Raw genomic sequence first — 15,489 nt, 5'->3', positions numbered from 1 at the left:
CGCAACTCATTCTTGATAGCTTAAGGCCATCAGTCGATAATCACGTCTTCAAAAAAAGCACATAAGGATTTGCTGTGAAGAAGCTCTACTTGGCTCTACCGTTCTGCGCAATGCTGTTACAAGGCTGTGGTGTGACCATGGCTCGCTATGAACCCAATTTTCAGAACGTTCAGCAGCTCAAGCAAAATGCACCCATGCAGCCCCTGCGCGAGACGCAGGTGAATGCGGATTCAGGTCAAGGGTCGCTGATGGTGCGCCTGAACCCGATTTCGTCGCCCGAGGGCAGCGTTCCGCTGCACATCCAGGCCGCGATCAACGATGAGCTCCGTCAGGCCGGTCTGTTGGACCCTCGTGCTGACCGGCAGTTGCAGGTTCAGTTGGTCAAGAGCCAACTCACTGCAGGCGTAGGCAGCGGCCATGGCGAGGTGGCTGCGCGCTTCACGCTGCGTAAAGGCGATCAGGTTCTATACGAAACCACTAAAGACGTGCAGCGTGATTGGGACAGCAGTTTCTTCGGTCCGATCGCCATTCCGGCGGCCGCGAACAACTACAACCCTATGCTGCAAGACTTGCTCAAGAGCTTGTACAGCGACCCGCAGTTCACTCAAGCGCTGAAGTGACCCAAAAAAAAGAGCCGCGATTGCGGCTCTTTTTCTATCGGTGTCAGCCCCGTGGAGTTTGGGTGTCGACAGCGGAGTATTTTATGCGGTTGTTGTCGACCCAGTTCTTCAACAGCGCATTGACCTGGCGGTTGAAGGTGTTGGTAATGGCGGCCTTGGGCGTATTACTTGCCAGGGGCAGGAACCAGATGCCCATCCAGGTGTTGATCGCATCATGATTGCTGGTCTTGCCCAACGGCTGACCCTGCTCGTCCAGGGTTTCCAGGCTCATGGTGTACTGGTCGGTTGCCAAGGCAGGAATGATCGTGAAGGTGAAGCCGCTGATGAACGCCAGGACCATTTGCCCACCGCCTGGCGCATGGTTATAGACCTTCAATCGAAGACTGTAATCGCCTGGTTGCTTCTGGAATTCGTCAAAGACCACGCGCCCAAAAAGCCCTGATTCATCGAAGGTTCGCTTCAGATCGGGCTTGAGCATGTCGCGAGCCTGCGGCACCTCGGTGGCCTTGGCATTGTCGGGGTCGCCCTGATAGAAATCGAAATCGACATAGACGTTCGGCTTGTTCGAGTAGCCGGCCATTGAAGGCAGATTCACGGGGGCTACTTCATCTTTGGTGAAACTGGCGCATCCACTCAGGCTCAAGGCCAGGGCTAGGCCTATGGCTTTTGCAAATTGCATATCGACTTCCTTGCGTAATTTGACTAATGCCGCTCACAGAGAGGGGGACGAATTCTAGCGGGATCCGTTTAAAAGCAAAAGGCCATCATCTGATTGCACACGCGCCGCTTCGCAATTACCTGACACGCTCAAAGACAATGTGAACCTTCGCCCCATCCGGGCGGCGAAAATCTTCTACCATCCGGTTGCCATCGACCTTCAACTGCAGGTCGTCCCGGGTGCGCACAGCGCCCACCCAGTTCGGGAACGTAGCCCCTTCGACAGTGTTGCCCGTGAACTCACCGTTCTGGTCGACCGTATATCGCCCGAAAAAACCGATGCCCCCCGCCATCGCTGCTCGGTTTTCCTCATCGGTGCCTTCGCCACGAACGTTGGACCGAAACGCTGGCACGCGTGGATCCGTGAGTACTTCGACAAACGTCAGCTCTGGTGTGAAGACGAGCCAACCATGAGGATCGGGGCCATAAGCATTCGATTTGATGCCCTGGCTCTCAACGGTTGCACTGATCATGCGCCAGGTTCCGACCACGGAATTTTCTTTGCCCGCAAACACACTGGAGCACGCCGAGAAGGCAATCACCGCTACGATCGCCAGTACCTTGTTTTTCAGAGTCATCCGCGTCACCTTTCCTCGCCGCAACGACACGGCAGACAATAGAGTGGGTTTCATTCTGGTCGGCACGGTCTTCATGCCCTGGCCGAGATGGCCGCCAAGCGTAGCTCCCGCAAAGTGGCATTATCCGCCCTCCTCCCCAGTTGCCAGCCCAAGTAGCCCCACAGCAGTGCGCAACAGGCGCCGATTATCGCGGCCGGGCCGGCGCCTTGTCCCAGGAGGTCGAGCAGGCTCTTGGCCCAGCCGCTCATGGCGTCACCTGCGCGATAAACCACGGTGTCGATGAAGTTCTTGGCCTTGTATTTACTCTCGGCATCCAGCGGCGCGAACAGCATTTCCCTGCCCGGTCGGACGAACGCGTATTCACCGATCCGTCGCACGATCATCAATGCCGCCAGCAGAGCGAACCCCGGCGCCAACGCCAGGCCGAGGAAGCCGACGCACATGAGCAGCGGCACGATGGCCAACAAAGCACGCACCCCCAGCTTCGGCGCGATGCGCCCGGTGATGAACAACTGGGACAGCAACGCACCGGCCTGCACGATGATGTCGATGGTGCCGAAGATGCGCACTTGCGCCTGGCGATCTGGATAGTGCTCGGCCACCAGGCGCGCCTGTTCGAAATAGAGAAAGGTGCTGACCGTCGCCAACAACACCACGAAGCCGGCGATCCCCAGCAAGTAAGGTGACCTGAGCACCGCCGTCAACCCGCTGAACGGATTACCGTGCAATGGCTGCCGAGGGCTTTGCGTCGGCGCAGCGCCCGGACGGCCGGCACCGCCCGTTTCGCGCCATCCCATCAACGCCCGTTTCAACACCAGCGTGGCACCGAGCAACAAGGCTGCCAGCAGCATCAACCCCGAGGCGCCGAGAGGACCGATGAGCAGCGCGCTCAGGGTCGGCCCCAGCAGGCCGCCGACGCTGGCGCCTGCGGCGATGAAGGCGAACAGCCGCTTGGCCTGCTCGCTGTCGAATACATCCGCCATCAGGCTCCAGGCCACGGATACGACGAACAGGTTATAAACCGAGATCCAGACGTAAAAGACCCGGGCCAACCAGACACTGTCCGGCTGGAACTGGAACAGCTCGACGAACATCAACAGGTTGAAGCCGAAGAAGCCGTACACCCAATCGATCAGGCGCAGGCGCGGCACCCGCGAACTGAGCCAGGCGAACAGTGGGACGGCTGCCAGCATGACCAGGAAGGTCGCGGTAAACAGCCATTGCAGGTTCTCCACCCCCGCCGCGATACCCATCGACTCACGGATTGGGCGCAGCATGAAGTAACCGGTGAAGAGACAAAGGAACAGCAGGAACCCGCACAGCGCCGGACGCAACTCACCGTCGCGGGCGTTCAGGGCGAAACTCAGCCGGTGCAAATAGGACGGCGCACTCATAAGGGACTCCGGGGAGACGGCAACAAGGCAATGGTCAAGCGCAGGACGGATGCCCGCGCCCTGGGTGGCATCAGCGATAGGTCACGCCGGTCAAACGCTCGGAGACAACCCAGAGCCGCTCGGCATCCGCCTCCGTGCTCGCGGCGGGCGGTGTCTTGGCGAACCCCAACGGACCGCGTCTTTCATCGTCACCGGTCGGGCCGTAATAAGCCCCACCCACGGCTTGCGCAGCCGTGGCGGCATACAAGGTGGGCAACGCCCCTTGTGCCGCTGAGTGGTACGCGTCACGGTCCTTTGCCCAGCGCCGACCGAACTCGCTGTCGAGGCCTGGCCCCCGTGCGACCAACTCGGTAACGGCAACGCCGGGATGCGCCGCCATGCTGCGAATGCCCCAGTTTTCGGCATCACTGCGCCGCTGCAAGGCAAATGCCCAGTGCAAGACGGCCAGTTTCGATTGCGCGTAGGCGGCGTACGGGTCGTACTTCTGCTCGCTCTGAAGATCATCAAGATTCATCGCGCCGCGCGCCGCAGCAATGCTGGACAGGCTTACCACGCGGGCATCCTCGCTTTGACGCAAGAGCGGCACCAACAGGCCGGTCAGCGCGAAGTGCCCCAGGTAGTTGGTGGCCAACTGAAGTTCAAAGCCATCGGCGGACGTGCCTCGCTCGGGCGGCGCCATGACGGCGGCATTGTTGATCAACACATCAAGGCGTGGCAGCCGCTGATTGAGACGCTGGGCCAGGTCGCGCACAGATGAAAGATCAGCCAGGTCCACGTTCTCGAACTGCACCTTGGCGTCGGGCTCGGACTCGCGGATACGCGCAATGGCCTGTGCGCCGCGCTCCGGGTTGCGCGCGGCGATGATGACCTCGGCGCCGGCACGCGCCAAGGCCAGCGCATCCTCGTAGCCCATGCCACTGGTACCACCGGTGATCAGGACAATTCGACCTTTTTGGGACGGTATGTCGCCGGTCGACCAGTCTGGTTTCGGTGCAACGCGAGTGGAGGCTTCGATACTCACCGCACTGAGCAGCGCGACGCCCGCAGCGAGGATTCGAGCCAGTCTTCCAAGCCGGCTCATGCGGCCAATGGTGGGTGTTGTTGTGCTATTCCACATGGTGATGGTCCCTGTCTGAAGAAATGAACCGGCATCGCCGGACGGTCACTGTGTCGAGCACGCCTCAGCCAACTGCAGAAAGCTGACGTGTTTCTTTACCCCTTGGGTGTTCAAGTAGGTCATCTTGGCTGGCACGACCTCGCATACCGGCGATGTCGCCGCCTCGATATGAATGACCCTGGCGATGTCCAGCGGCATGCCATATTCGTAGGCCGGAAACTGCGATTGTTCTTTGGCGAGCAGCGGTGAACCGCTCAAGGAGATGACTGCCAGCAGGCCGGCAATCGACAGGTTTCGAATGTTCATAGTGGGCTCCACGACACAGTCCTCGTTGGGATGGTCGTAGCACTCTAGGCGGGGGCGACTGACGTCAAGGTGACTGCTGGCTGACGGGAAGATGTCAAACGCGGGCAGACTTTACTCGCAGGCGACGACTAAGGCGCCGCCTGGTTCATCAAGGAGAATCCGAAGGTGTTGAGCCCATTCTCGCTGTGGGCAAACACGCGGCCACCGTGCATGGACGCCACCGCCCGCACGATGGAAAGGCCCAGGCCATGGTGCGCATCGCTTCGCGCCCTGGCGGTGTCGGCGCGATAGAAACGCTCGAACAAACGCTCCAGGTGCGAATTGTCGATGGGCTCTCCGGCATTGGAAACGCTCACCTCGACCTGCATGCCGTGGTTGACCAGGCTCACCGTGATCGTGCTGGTCGGCACAGCGTAGCGCGCCGCGTTCTGTATCAGATTAGCCAGGGAGCGGTGAAAAAGGCGTCGGTCGATGCACACGCGCATGTCACCTTGGATCACCACGCCCAGCTGTTTGTCGTGCAAGACCGGCTCCAGATACTCCACCGTTTTCAACGCCTCTTCATAAAGCGAGACATCACTGAGCTCGGTTGCCCGTTGCCCGCTCTCGGCCCCCGCCAGGAACAGCATGTCGTTGACGATGGTGCCCATCCGTTCCAGCTCTTCGAGGTTCGACTGCAGCAGATCCTGCAGCTCACCCACATCGCGCCCGTGGGCCAATGCCACCTGGGTCTGTCCGATCAGATTGGTCAAGGGCGTTCGCAGCTCATGGGCCACATTGGCATTGAACCCTTCGAGCTGACACCAGGCCGCTTCCTGGCGAGCCAGGGCACCGTTGAACGACACCGCCAGCTCCTGCAATTCGCCAGGCAGCGCCTCGGTGTCCAGTCGCTGCTTCGAATCTCCCGGCGGCAGGCTATTGGCTTGACGGCTCAGTCGTCTCACCGGCCCCAGGCCGAAACGCGCGATCCAGTAACCGAGCAGCGCAACCAGCCCGATGCCCAACGCCGAGGTCAGGATCAAAATCTTGGTGAAGTGGTCCAGGGTCTTCCTGAACGGCGTTGAATCCAGCCCCACGATAAAACGCAGCTCCGGACGGTTGCCCATCGCAGGAATGGTCTTGAGCAAAGCCATCATGGGACGCTCCCGCTCAGGCAGGTCGAGGGTAAACAGCCCATCGGAGCGCTTCGACCAATCCTGCCCGTCCGGCATCGCCCCGCCGTAACTGAAGTCTGGGTTGTCAACCAGGATCCAATAGCGCACCCGTTCATCCGCAGGCGTCAAGCCGTCGAGCTTCTGGCGCAAACCGACCCAGAATGTCGGCGAATCGTATTTCGCCAGTACCGGGTCGAGCACGGAATGGCGCAAGACCAGCTCGTTTTGCATCTGCTCATCGAGCGTTTGGTCCAAAGAACAGCGCAACAGCGTCGCACTGATCGACATGATCAGCAGGACAGCGAGGCCGAACATCAGGGCAAGCCGCTTGGCGATCGATCTTTTCATCAAGGCGTTCCACTTTGCCTGCTATCGACCTCACGGCTTTCCAGCACATACCCCATGCCGCGGACGGTATGCAGGAGCTTGCGCGGATACGGGGCATCTACCTTGGCGCGAACACGCTTGATCGCGACCTCGACCACGTTGGCGTCACTGTCGAAATTCATGTCCCAGACCTGCTCGGCAATCATCAACTTGGAAAGGATCTCGCCCTGATGCCGTGCCAACAGGCTTAACAGGGTGAACTCCTTGGCCGTCAGGTCCAGCCGCAGCCCTCCCCGGGTCACCTTGCGCGCTTGCAGATCGACTTCCAGGTCGTCGATGCGCAAATGTGTCAGGTCAACCGTGTCACCGGCGCGACGACGGATCAAGGCCTGGACACGTGCGACAAGTTCGGTAAACGAAAAAGGCTTGCCCAGGTAATCATCGGCCCCCTCGCGCAGCCCTCGAATGCGGTCATCCACCGTCCCCCTGGCCGACAACATGATGACCGGGGTTTTCTTTTGCAGGCGCAGGCCTTGCAACACGTCGTAGCCGTCCTTGCCCGGCAACATCACATCCAGGATCACCACGTCGTAATCCCATTCCAGCGCGTAATGCAGGCCATCGATGCCATTCGTGGCAACGTCGACAATGTAGCCGAGCTCGGTCAAGCCACGATGGACGTAGGAGGAGGTTTTTTCTTCATCCTCGACAATGAGCAAACGCATCGGGTAACGCCTCTCTGAAACGGTGCCACAAATTGGGAGATCAAATAGTCGATCCCGATGTTTGGCTTGGTGCTGATGCTTCAAGCCCCCCTGCAAGATCGCCTGGATGTACATTTTCCCCAGTCTAGGCTGTGAAGGTGTCCGCAGGCTGACCGCCTCCTGACATTCTTGTCAGAAAATGCTTCAAGGGCCGAGTTCGTCATTCTCGTGGAGTTATTCGAATTTGGAATTACAGTTATAGCTAACGAAACTATGTAGACGACCTTCCGTCACCTATCTTGACGTCAGGTATCCGTCCCATTTGGGGCGATGCTGGAACGTTATCCAACGGGCTCCAGACACACGTTAATCCGCAGGATAAGGATCTGCTCGTACGTCCAGTTTGATTGAAGACCGCAAGACCGATAAGGAGATCCCCCTGTGGTGGATGTGCAGCAATTGTTGGACTCGATTCCCCCTGGCATCCCCTATGGCGACGACGATGCATGCGACGCCACCTTCTTTACGACGGCCAACTGACGCCCGAACACGAGCCAAAGGAAGCCGTTCATGGCAATCACGCAAAACAACCGTTTGGTACAGGTCGACAGTCCTCTCGGCGGCGATGTCCTGTTGTTGCAAGGCATGGAAGGCAGCGAAGAGTTGGGGCGGTTGTTCCACTACGAATTGGACCTGACCTCCGAAGACCGGGCGATCACGTTCGACCAGCTGCTGGGCAAGCCAATGGGCCTGACCCTGGAACTGTATGACGGCGGCAAACGCTACTTCCACGGCATTGTCTGCAGTTGCCGGCAATTGACCGGCCACGGTCAGTTCGCCGGTTACCGCGTCAGCTTGCGCCCCTGGTTCTGGCTGCTCACGCGCACCTCCGATTGCCGGATTTTCCAGAACAAGACCGTGCCGGACATCATCAAGCAGGTGTTCCGCGACCTCGGTTTCTCCGATTTCGAGGACAGCCTGAGCGGCAGCTACCGCGAGTGGGAATATTGCGTGCAGTACCGCGAAACCAGCTTCGACTTCGTCAGTCGGTTGATGGAGCAGGAAGGCATCTATTACTACTTTCGCCATGAAGAGGCGCGCCATGTATTGGTGTTGGCCGACGCCTATGGCGCCCACTCCACGGCGCCAGACTACGCCTCGGTGCCCTTCTATCCGCCTGATCGGCAAATGCGCGAGCGCGATCATTTCTACGACTGGCAACTGGCGCGGGAAGTCCAACCCGGTTCGCTGGCGCTGAACGACTATGACTTCCTGCGCCCACGCGCCAGTCTTGAGGTGCGCTCCAGCGTGCCGCGCAACCACACCAACGCCGACTACCCGCTCTACGACTACCCGGGTGAATACGTCCAGAGCAACGATGGCGATCACTACGCGCGTACCCGCATCGAAGCCATTCACAGCCAATTCGAGCGTGTGCAATTACGCGGTCGCGCCCGCGGAATCGGTTGCGGTCATGTGTTCACGCTGACGGGATACGACCGTGCCGACCAGAACCGTGAATACCTGGTGGTGACCGCCCGTTATCAGATCCGTCAGGATGCCTATGAAAGCGGCCAGTCGGACGTCGCTGAACAGTTCGTCAGCGAGCTGGACTGCATGGATGCCAGCCAAGTCTTCCGCCCTCTCCCCCTCACCCCCATGCCCATTGTTCGCGGGCCGCAGACTGCCGTGGTGGTCGGCCCCAGTGGCGAGGAGATCTGGACCGACCAATATGGCCGGGTCAAAGTGCATTTCCACTGGGATCGCCATGACCAGTCCAACGAAAACAGCTCCTGCTGGATTCGCGTGTCCCAGGCCTGGGCCGGCAAGAACTGGGGATCCGTGCAGCTCCCGCGGATCGGTCAGGAAGTGATCGTCAGTTTCCTCGAGGGCGATCCGGATCGGCCGATTATCACTGGCCGCGTCTACAACGCTGAACAGACCGTGCCCTACGGATTGCCGGCCAATGCCACCCAGAGCGGGGTGAAAAGTCGTTCAAGCAAGGGCGGTTCACCGGCCAACTTCAATGAAATCCGCATGGAGGACAAGAAAGGCTCGGAGCAACTGTTTATCCACGCCGAGAAGAACCAGGACATCGAGGTCGAGAACGACGAAACCCACTGGGTCGGCCATGATCGCCGCAAGACCATCGACAACGACGAGACCGTGCATGTCAAACACGACCGCACCGAAACCGTCGATAACAACGAAACCATCACCATTGGTGTGGATCGCAAGGAAAAGGTCGGCAATAACGAAACCATCTCCATCGGTGTGAACCGCACCGAGGATGTTGGCAGCAACGAGAAAATCACCATTGGCGCCAATCGCACCGAGAAAGTGGGCAGTAACGAGACCATCACCATCGGCGCGGACCGCACGGAAAAAGTCGGTGCCAACGAGAAAATCAGCATCGCCAGCAACCGCACCGAAGACGTGGGCGGCAACGAAACGATCAGCATCAGCGGCAACCGTAACGAAACGGTCCAGGGCAACGAAGGCATCGAGATCAACGGCAACCAGAGCACCCAGATTGGCCAGAACGAATCCCGCGACGTCGCCCAGAATCGCACCACCAACATCAATCAGAACGACAGCCTGGACGTGGGCAAGCATTTCTCCCTTACCGCCGGCGACTCCATCAGCCTGACCACGGGCGCGGCGAGCATCACCATGAAGAAGGACGGCACCATCGTGATCAGCGGCAAGAACATCACCATCGACGGCTCTGGCGCCATCAAGATCAAGGCCAACAAAAACGTGGTCGTCAAAGGCCAGAAGATTCTGCAGAACTAGTCATGGAGCGTGTGCGATGACCGTCGAATATTACCTGCCCTCCTCCTCCACTGCCGCGCCGACGCGCGTGGATGGCGTCGTGATCGGCCTGTTGCTGGATGTGCCCAAGGCCGACGCGCCGGTCGTGGCATTTCCCGGCTGCCCTGCTGACGGCGGCCTCGCCGCGCGCACCACCACACCGCTCAGCCGCGAGGACATCGGCGCCCAGGTCGCGCTGATGTTCGAGGCCGGCGACCTGAGCCGTCCGCTGGTGATCGGTCGCATCCAGCGTCTGCCGCAAACCACAACGCCAGCCGTCGCCCACCTGGACGGCGAACGCCTGGAGTTCACCGCGGAGCGGGAAATCGTCCTGCGCTGCGGCAAGGCCAGCATCACCCTCACCCGCGAGGGCAAGGTGCTGATTCGAGGGACCTATCTCTCGAACCGGTCATCCGGCGTGAACCGCATCAAGGGCGGCTCGGTGCAGATCAACTGAGGCAATGACGCCATGGAATTGGTAAACAAGACTCGCCTCGTCGGCGGTTATACGACCTCAACCGATAAAACGGGCCGTGAATGGCTGGTCGTGGTGGCGAAAGGAACCTACGGCATTCCAGATCACCCTGGACATGCGCCGCGCCTGCTCGAACAACAGGCTCCGTTGATCATGGCCGACGTATTCCCAGGTGAACCGAGTGAATCAGCTGCGTTATACGAAAACGATTTTGCGCTGCACAAGCCCCGCTGCGATGTCCTGCTCAATGGTCACTGCCACGCCCCCAATGGAGAGCCGGCGACGGAGGTGAACGTAGCGCTGAAAGTGGGGACTCTCGTCAAAGCATTCAAAGTGATTGGGGCACGAATCTATGAGGACAGCGCCCTCTCACACTCGATAAGCAAACCTGTTCCATTCACCACAATGCCGATTACCTACGCGCAGGCTTTTGGCGGCGCGGATCGCACGCATGCAGACCCGGCCAAACACAAATGGTACCCATGGAACCCGGTTGGAGCCGGATTTTACCCCGCAGCAAACAGTGCCCAGACCAATGGCTTGCCGCTCCCAAATACCGAAGAACTGGAAAGGCCGGTCACCGCCCCCCACGAACATTACAAGCCAATGGCATTTGGCCCGATTGGTCGAGCATGGCGGCAGCGTATCCAATGGGCCGGCACCTATGATCAGGCGTGGCTTGATCATCAATTTCCATTCCTTCCCGAAGATTTTGACTTGCGCTATTTCCAATGTGCACCCGAGGACCAGCAAATCGATTATCCCCGGGGGGGCGAAGAAGTCGCGCTGCTTAATCTGAGCGATAAAGGCCGCTCGGCATTCAGGCTTCCGGCAAACCTGAAACTAGCGGTGCTTGTCGTTTTTCACGACGACAGCACACGGGAAGCAGCCGCCGTGGTCGACACCGTCATTCTTGAACCTGACGCGAATCGCCTGACGCTGACATGGCGAGCCTCTTCGCCCCTCGGGCGCAACATCAAGGAGGTGGCCAAGGTCATCGTCGGGCAAACCGCCGATCAGTTCGAACAGGCCAAGGCCAACGAAGAACGCATGCGAGGAAAACAACACTTCAAGTCATTGGCTCAACTCATCGCGTGGACTAAGGAAGCCTATCCTCCCGCGGAAGAGGAGATATGACCTCCATGCAGGGACACGCCCTCTTCATCACCAGCATGGGCATGGCGTGTCCCGTGGGCTTATGCGTCGCCAGCGCCTGTGCTGCCAAGCGCGCCGGGCTGTCAGCACTCCAGGAGCTGCCGTTTTTTGACAACGCGTGCGAACCCATCATCGGCGCGGCTGTGCCCAGCCTTGACCTGGCTCTGCCGGCAGCAGCGCGCATGTCCGGACTCATGATGCATGCACTGGTCGAGTTGATACAGGGTGCGCCGAAGCTGGATTGGACAGAAGTGCCATTTCTCCTGTGCCTGGCTGAACCGGAGCGCCCCGGAATCAATATCAGGGAAATAGCCCAGGCCGTCATACAGGACGTATCTTCCAAGTTGGGCATACAGTTCCATCCAACGCATTCCAGGGTCATCCCCTCTGGCCATGTTGCCGGCATGCATGCCCTTCATGAAGCCAGTCGATTAATGCAGGAAACACGGGTTCCCGCCTGTGTGGTGGCGGGTGTTGATTCGCTGCTCAGCGCCTTGACGCTGCAGTGGCTGGACGAACATCGCCGGCTGAAAACGGCGACTCACAATGACGGCTTGTTTCCTGGCGAAGGGGCCGCGGCCATCCTGATTCAGGCCTATCGGCAACCTGGTACCTGCCTGCAAATCTCAGGCCTGGGCTTTGGGCAAGAAGAGGCGCCTCTTTTGTCGAGCAAACCCCTGCGGGCAGGCGGGCTGACCGACGCCGCTCGTACGGCGCTCGCACAGGCCAAACTGGGTCTGCATGAAATTGACCTGCGCCTGTCCGATGTCACGGGAGAGCAATACGGGTTCAAGGAACTTCCGTTGATGGAGGCCCGGCTTTTTCGGACAGTCCGAAAAGAGGATCAGCCACTGTGGCATTGGGCAGAGGCCATGGGTGACACCGGGGCCATTGCTGGAATCGTCCAATTGATACTCGCCGACCAGGCGTTTCGCAAAGGCTATGCACCGGGAACCACCGCGATCTGTCTGAGCAGTGCCCTGGCCGGCGCACGCGCCGCCGCCGTTGTGCGCGACCTTAGCCAGCCAGAGGGGGACCTATGAGCTGCGACGTTTACGCAAATGGCGATGAGATTGCCTGCAAAGCGGGTGGAGGCAAGGTCATCGCGGCGTTCCCGGATGTCTGCCTGACGCCACCACCGCCTCCGGGAGGGCCAATCCCGGTGCCCTATCCAGACACCTCGTTTTCCAAGGACATGAAGAAAGGCAGCAAGACCGTCAAGATCGAAAACAAGGAGATCATGTTAAAAAATCGCTCCTTCTATAAAACCTCACCGCTGGGCGATGAAGCTGCCACAAGAAGCCAGGGTGCCGGTGTCATCACTCACGTCATCACCGGCAAGACCTATTTTGTCTCATGGTCAATGGATGTTCTTTTCGAAGGCCAGAACGTAGACAGACATACCGATCTCACCACATCGAATCATGCCAGCCCTGCAGCGAATGCGGCTGTGCCCATGGTCAACACCGCCAAATACAGTCCGGTGCAACAAGACGCCAAGGTGCCGGGCAAACACAAATGTGAATGTTGCGGCGGCGCGGCGCACTCCAAGGCTCAAGCGAACGGGGAGTACATGACGGAGGAGCAATTCTACGGCACCGCACAAAATCCCAAGAATGCAGCCGTGCTTGCCAAAGTCCGGGCCAACCCCAAGTGCAGGCACCTGTTGCCACCCGCCGGAAAGCAACCGAGCGGCTGCAATAAGTACTACGTAACGAGCAAACGAGAGAAAGCCAACATTGAAAATGATTGGGCGATTAACAGACCAGGCTATATGCGTTGGAAAACAGAAGTGGGCCAGGGAGAGCCGGTGGCGCATAGAGTCCCCAAGGCGGCCGGAGGTTGTCCGGCCGGGCAAGGGAATCTCGCCCCTACTGGCAAGAAGTGTGAGAAGCTCGAAGGAGAGCTGAGTGCACTTCAAGAAACACGCATCAATAGTTTTCCAAGGCCCGAATGATGAAAGCCTCTATTTACAAGCACACCCAAAGACCTGGTTTCCTTCAAGACAGCTTCTATTGGAAGGGGCGTGGATATCACTACAGTGGCCCCGCTCCGGCAGAAGTATTGTCACCTGACGGATGGATGAGCAATGACCCGTGGATTGCACTTGCTGCGATTCTGGAACAGGCCAAGCATGGCGATTACAGCCACGTATCCCAACTGCGCAAATGGATAGTGGAACCCAGTTGCGATCCAACGCTGGTATCGGCCTGCCTCGGCCTGACCGCTGATGCAGGGCTCGACACTGACCTGGATTTCCTTGCGGAGCTCATACTCGAAGGCCCCACTTACCTTCGCATCGAGGCGTGCCTGGCAGCCCAGTGGTCTGGTGTGCTTTGGCTGATACCTTTCATGGTTGAGGCATGGCGTACGTTTGCACGTCGGGCCGACCGAGCCGCCGTGGAAGCCAATTTAACCAATCTTCTTGACCCCATCGAAAACGAGCCCGAGTTCTTTGACAGTGGCCTGAACGAAGTCGATTACAAAGCGGCTGTCGATTCACGACTTAGCGAACTGCAGAACGCTTATGGCAGCGATCGCTGCTCAATTTCCGGGGGGATGCCCGTCGACATGAACAAACAAGTCTGGGTCATGAGAAAGTCCCTGGTTCCTTCAGGCACTGACGAATGGATCGATTGGAGCAACTTTCTTATCTGGAGGCGTAAATTCGAGGTGTATTCCGGCGTCGACTGTTCCAGCTTCTACGGAAAAAACGGCGAGTTCCAACCGCTGAATGCGGCCGCTGTCCTGGACCGGTACATGGCCTCTCCCCTGCACTTCGAAGTCGGTAAACGTTACTTCTTTGGAAACCTGGTGCCGTAACAAGACAGAGACGTCATGGTCCCCATCTCATCAATGATCGAGCAACACGCCGAAGAAGCTTGCTTCCTCATCCTCCTGCACGATCACGCCGTGCGCGCGCCCCACTATGACCTTGACGACCTCAGCAAACTGGACGAACGCATCGACGCTCATCTCGATGGTCTGCGCATTGCTGGCTCAACAGGCCTGGAGACTCTGCTGACCCAGCTCGGCCCGCACACCGTCGGCGAGATGTTCGCCAGTGTGCTGCTGGCCTTCGAGGCGGCCAATGCGAAGGGGCTGTCGCTGCTCAGCGAGCACTTAAGAAGTGCCTCGGAAACTGAACGAGGTTACCTGATGGCCCTGGGGTGGCTCGACTGGGAACGGGTATCGCCCTGGATCGAGCGCATGCTCGCCTCCCCCGAGCCTTTGTTCCGTCGCCTTGGCTTGGCAGCCTGCGGCATGCATCGCCACGATCCCGGCCCTATCCTGCTGACCGAACTGTCCCACGCCGACCCCAGCGTGCTGGCACGTGCCGCACGCACGGCGGGTGAACTGCGCCGACGTGACCTGTTACAGACGATTCGTACCCATCGTCTACATGAGAATGCGGCCACGCGCTTCTGGGCCAACTGGGCCACCGCACAGATGGGCGACGAGCAAGCCCTGGAGCCATTGCGACAATTCGCCGAACAACCGGGCGAGTTCCAGTACCGCGCGCTCTGCGTACTGCTGGCCTGGCAGGAACGCGAGCCCAGCGTCGCCTGGATACGCCAGTGGGTACAGGATCCCAGGGATCGGCGCATCGGCATCCAAGCCCTTGGGCTGCTGGGCGATCCGGTCTGCGTACCGTGGTTGATCCAGCAGATGAGCGACCTGCCCTATGCCCGGGTCGCCGGTGAAACCTTTAGCCTGATCACCGGCGCAGACCTGGCGCTGCTCGACCTGGAACAGCAGGCCTTGCCGGATTTCGATGCGGGCCCGAACGATGACCCTGAAGACCCCAATGTCGCGATGGACCCCGATGAAAACCTGCCCTGGCCCGACCCGCAGGCAATCGAAAGATGGTGGCAAGCCAATAGCGGACACTTCCCGGCAGGTACTCGTTATATGCTGGGATTGGCCCATAGCGAACACAGCTTTCAGCAAGCCCTTATCCACGGCCAGCAACGCCAGCGCATCGCCGCTGCCTGCGGCATCGCCCGCTATCGGCCAAACGAAGTGCTTTTCCCCACGAGTGCACCGGCTTGGCGGCAAAAGCGGTTGTTGGGGATGACGGCGGTATTCGGGCGTTGATCCGGATGTTTATATAGCGCGCCGGCGCCT

At 59.3% G+C, this 15,489-nt stretch carries 15 protein-coding genes; 8 read left to right on the top strand and 7 right to left on the bottom strand.

The window, feature by feature from the left end; all coding sequences use genetic code 11:
- Positions 1-74: 74 nt before the first annotated feature.
- Positions 75-620: a hypothetical protein gene (locus F7R20_RS11765; RefSeq protein ID WP_003201930.1), complete on the top strand. Its 546-nt coding sequence runs from the start codon at positions 75-77 to the stop codon at positions 618-620.
- A gap of 43 nt (positions 621-663) precedes the next feature.
- Here the strand turns inward: F7R20_RS11765 and F7R20_RS11760 are convergent, their stop codons facing one another.
- From F7R20_RS11760 to F7R20_RS11730, 7 genes are all read right to left on the bottom strand, one after another.
- On the bottom strand, positions 664-1,299 hold the full coding sequence (locus tag F7R20_RS11760) for a hypothetical protein (protein WP_003201928.1): 636 nt from the start codon (positions 1,297-1,299) through the stop codon (positions 664-666).
- Positions 1,300-1,414: 115 nt separating this feature from the next.
- Entirely contained in the window at positions 1,415-1,915 is a 501-nt protein-coding gene (locus F7R20_RS11755) for a lipocalin-like domain-containing protein (RefSeq protein WP_013693381.1), read from the bottom strand.
- A 71-nt stretch (positions 1,916-1,986) separates the two neighbouring features.
- Positions 1,987-3,309, bottom strand: coding sequence for an NTP/NDP exchange transporter (locus F7R20_RS11750; RefSeq protein WP_003201924.1), 1,323 nt, complete (start codon positions 3,307-3,309; stop codon positions 1,987-1,989).
- A gap of 70 nt (positions 3,310-3,379) precedes the next feature.
- Positions 3,380-4,426, bottom strand: a complete 1,047-nt coding sequence (locus F7R20_RS11745; RefSeq protein ID WP_003201922.1) for an oxidoreductase — start codon at positions 4,424-4,426, stop codon at positions 3,380-3,382.
- 45 nt (positions 4,427-4,471) lie between these two features.
- A complete protein-coding gene (locus F7R20_RS11740) occupies positions 4,472-4,732 on the bottom strand; it encodes a DUF2790 domain-containing protein (protein ID WP_003201919.1) in 261 nt (86 codons plus the stop codon).
- A 128-nt stretch (positions 4,733-4,860) separates the two neighbouring features.
- The gene (locus tag F7R20_RS11735) at positions 4,861-6,234 is read right to left on the bottom strand and encodes a heavy metal sensor histidine kinase (protein ID WP_003201917.1); all 1,374 of its coding nucleotides are present in this window, start codon (positions 6,232-6,234) and stop codon (positions 4,861-4,863) included.
- The gene (locus F7R20_RS11730; protein ID WP_003201915.1) at positions 6,234-6,938 is read right to left on the bottom strand and encodes a heavy metal response regulator transcription factor; all 705 of its coding nucleotides are present in this window, start codon (positions 6,936-6,938) and stop codon (positions 6,234-6,236) included. Before F7R20_RS11730 ends, F7R20_RS11735 begins: the two co-directional genes overlap by 1 nt.
- Positions 6,939-7,487: 549 nt before the next feature.
- Between F7R20_RS11730 and F7R20_RS11725 the strand changes: the two genes are divergently transcribed.
- The 7 genes from F7R20_RS11725 to F7R20_RS11695 are packed head-to-tail and all read left to right on the top strand — an operon-like array spanning position 7,488 to position 15,459.
- The gene (locus F7R20_RS11725; protein ID WP_003201912.1) at positions 7,488-9,713 is read left to right on the top strand and encodes a type VI secretion system Vgr family protein; all 2,226 of its coding nucleotides are present in this window, start codon (positions 7,488-7,490) and stop codon (positions 9,711-9,713) included.
- A gap of 16 nt (positions 9,714-9,729) precedes the next feature.
- Entirely contained in the window at positions 9,730-10,188 is a 459-nt protein-coding gene (locus F7R20_RS11720) for a DUF6484 domain-containing protein (RefSeq protein ID WP_003201910.1), read from the top strand.
- A 12-nt stretch (positions 10,189-10,200) separates the two neighbouring features.
- Positions 10,201-11,343: a DUF2169 family type VI secretion system accessory protein gene (locus F7R20_RS11715; RefSeq protein WP_003201906.1), complete on the top strand. Its 1,143-nt coding sequence runs from the start codon at positions 10,201-10,203 to the stop codon at positions 11,341-11,343.
- Positions 11,340-12,404: a hypothetical protein gene (locus tag F7R20_RS11710; protein WP_003201904.1), complete on the top strand. Its 1,065-nt coding sequence runs from the start codon at positions 11,340-11,342 to the stop codon at positions 12,402-12,404. The genes F7R20_RS11715 and F7R20_RS11710 overlap by 4 nt, the downstream gene beginning before the upstream one ends.
- Positions 12,401-13,318, top strand: coding sequence for a DUF4150 domain-containing protein (locus F7R20_RS32085; RefSeq protein WP_003201902.1), 918 nt, complete (start codon positions 12,401-12,403; stop codon positions 13,316-13,318). Before F7R20_RS11710 ends, F7R20_RS32085 begins: the two co-directional genes overlap by 4 nt.
- Complete coding sequence (locus tag F7R20_RS11700) at positions 13,318-14,184, top strand: hypothetical protein (protein ID WP_170291493.1); 867 nt, start codon at positions 13,318-13,320, stop codon at positions 14,182-14,184. The genes F7R20_RS32085 and F7R20_RS11700 overlap by 1 nt, the downstream gene beginning before the upstream one ends.
- A 15-nt stretch (positions 14,185-14,199) precedes the next feature.
- On the top strand, positions 14,200-15,459 hold the full coding sequence (locus tag F7R20_RS11695; RefSeq protein WP_003201899.1) for a TIGR02270 family protein: 1,260 nt from the start codon (positions 14,200-14,202) through the stop codon (positions 15,457-15,459).
- Positions 15,460-15,489 lie beyond the last annotated feature (30 nt).

The organism is Pseudomonas brassicacearum subsp. brassicacearum (assembly GCF_008801605.1).
Classification (GTDB): domain Bacteria; phylum Pseudomonadota; class Gammaproteobacteria; order Pseudomonadales; family Pseudomonadaceae; genus Aquipseudomonas; species Aquipseudomonas brassicacearum.
This window is presented reverse-complemented; position numbering and strand designations above follow the sequence as displayed.

What these genes read in the sequence shown, in the direction of transcription:
- F7R20_RS11760 (WP_003201928.1), bottom strand. Translation starts at nt 1,299, where the DNA reads ATGCAATTTGCAAAAGCCATAGGCCTAGCCCTGGCCTTGAGCCTGAGT.
- F7R20_RS11755 (WP_013693381.1), bottom strand. Translation starts at nt 1,915, where the DNA reads ATGACTCTGAAAAACAAGGTACTGGCGATCGTAGCGGTGATTGCCTTC.
- F7R20_RS11750 (WP_003201924.1), bottom strand. Translation starts at nt 3,309, where the DNA reads ATGAGTGCGCCGTCCTATTTGCACCGGCTGAGTTTCGCCCTGAACGCC.
- F7R20_RS11745 (WP_003201922.1), bottom strand. Translation starts at nt 4,426, where the DNA reads ATGTGGAATAGCACAACAACACCCACCATTGGCCGCATGAGCCGGCTT.
- F7R20_RS11740 (WP_003201919.1), bottom strand. Translation starts at nt 4,732, where the DNA reads ATGAACATTCGAAACCTGTCGATTGCCGGCCTGCTGGCAGTCATCTCC.
- F7R20_RS11735 (WP_003201917.1), bottom strand. Translation starts at nt 6,234, where the DNA reads ATGAAAAGATCGATCGCCAAGCGGCTTGCCCTGATGTTCGGCCTCGCT.
- F7R20_RS11730 (WP_003201915.1), bottom strand. Translation starts at nt 6,938, where the DNA reads ATGCGTTTGCTCATTGTCGAGGATGAAGAAAAAACCTCCTCCTACGTC.
- F7R20_RS11725 (WP_003201912.1), top strand. Translation starts at nt 7,488, where the DNA reads ATGGCAATCACGCAAAACAACCGTTTGGTACAGGTCGACAGTCCTCTC.
- F7R20_RS11720 (WP_003201910.1), top strand. Translation starts at nt 9,730, where the DNA reads ATGACCGTCGAATATTACCTGCCCTCCTCCTCCACTGCCGCGCCGACG.
- F7R20_RS11715 (WP_003201906.1), top strand. Translation starts at nt 10,201, where the DNA reads ATGGAATTGGTAAACAAGACTCGCCTCGTCGGCGGTTATACGACCTCA.
- F7R20_RS11710 (WP_003201904.1), top strand. Translation starts at nt 11,340, where the DNA reads ATGACCTCCATGCAGGGACACGCCCTCTTCATCACCAGCATGGGCATG.
- F7R20_RS32085 (WP_003201902.1), top strand. Translation starts at nt 12,401, where the DNA reads ATGAGCTGCGACGTTTACGCAAATGGCGATGAGATTGCCTGCAAAGCG.
- F7R20_RS11700 (WP_170291493.1), top strand. Translation starts at nt 13,318, where the DNA reads ATGAAAGCCTCTATTTACAAGCACACCCAAAGACCTGGTTTCCTTCAA.
- F7R20_RS11695 (WP_003201899.1), top strand. Translation starts at nt 14,200, where the DNA reads ATGGTCCCCATCTCATCAATGATCGAGCAACACGCCGAAGAAGCTTGC.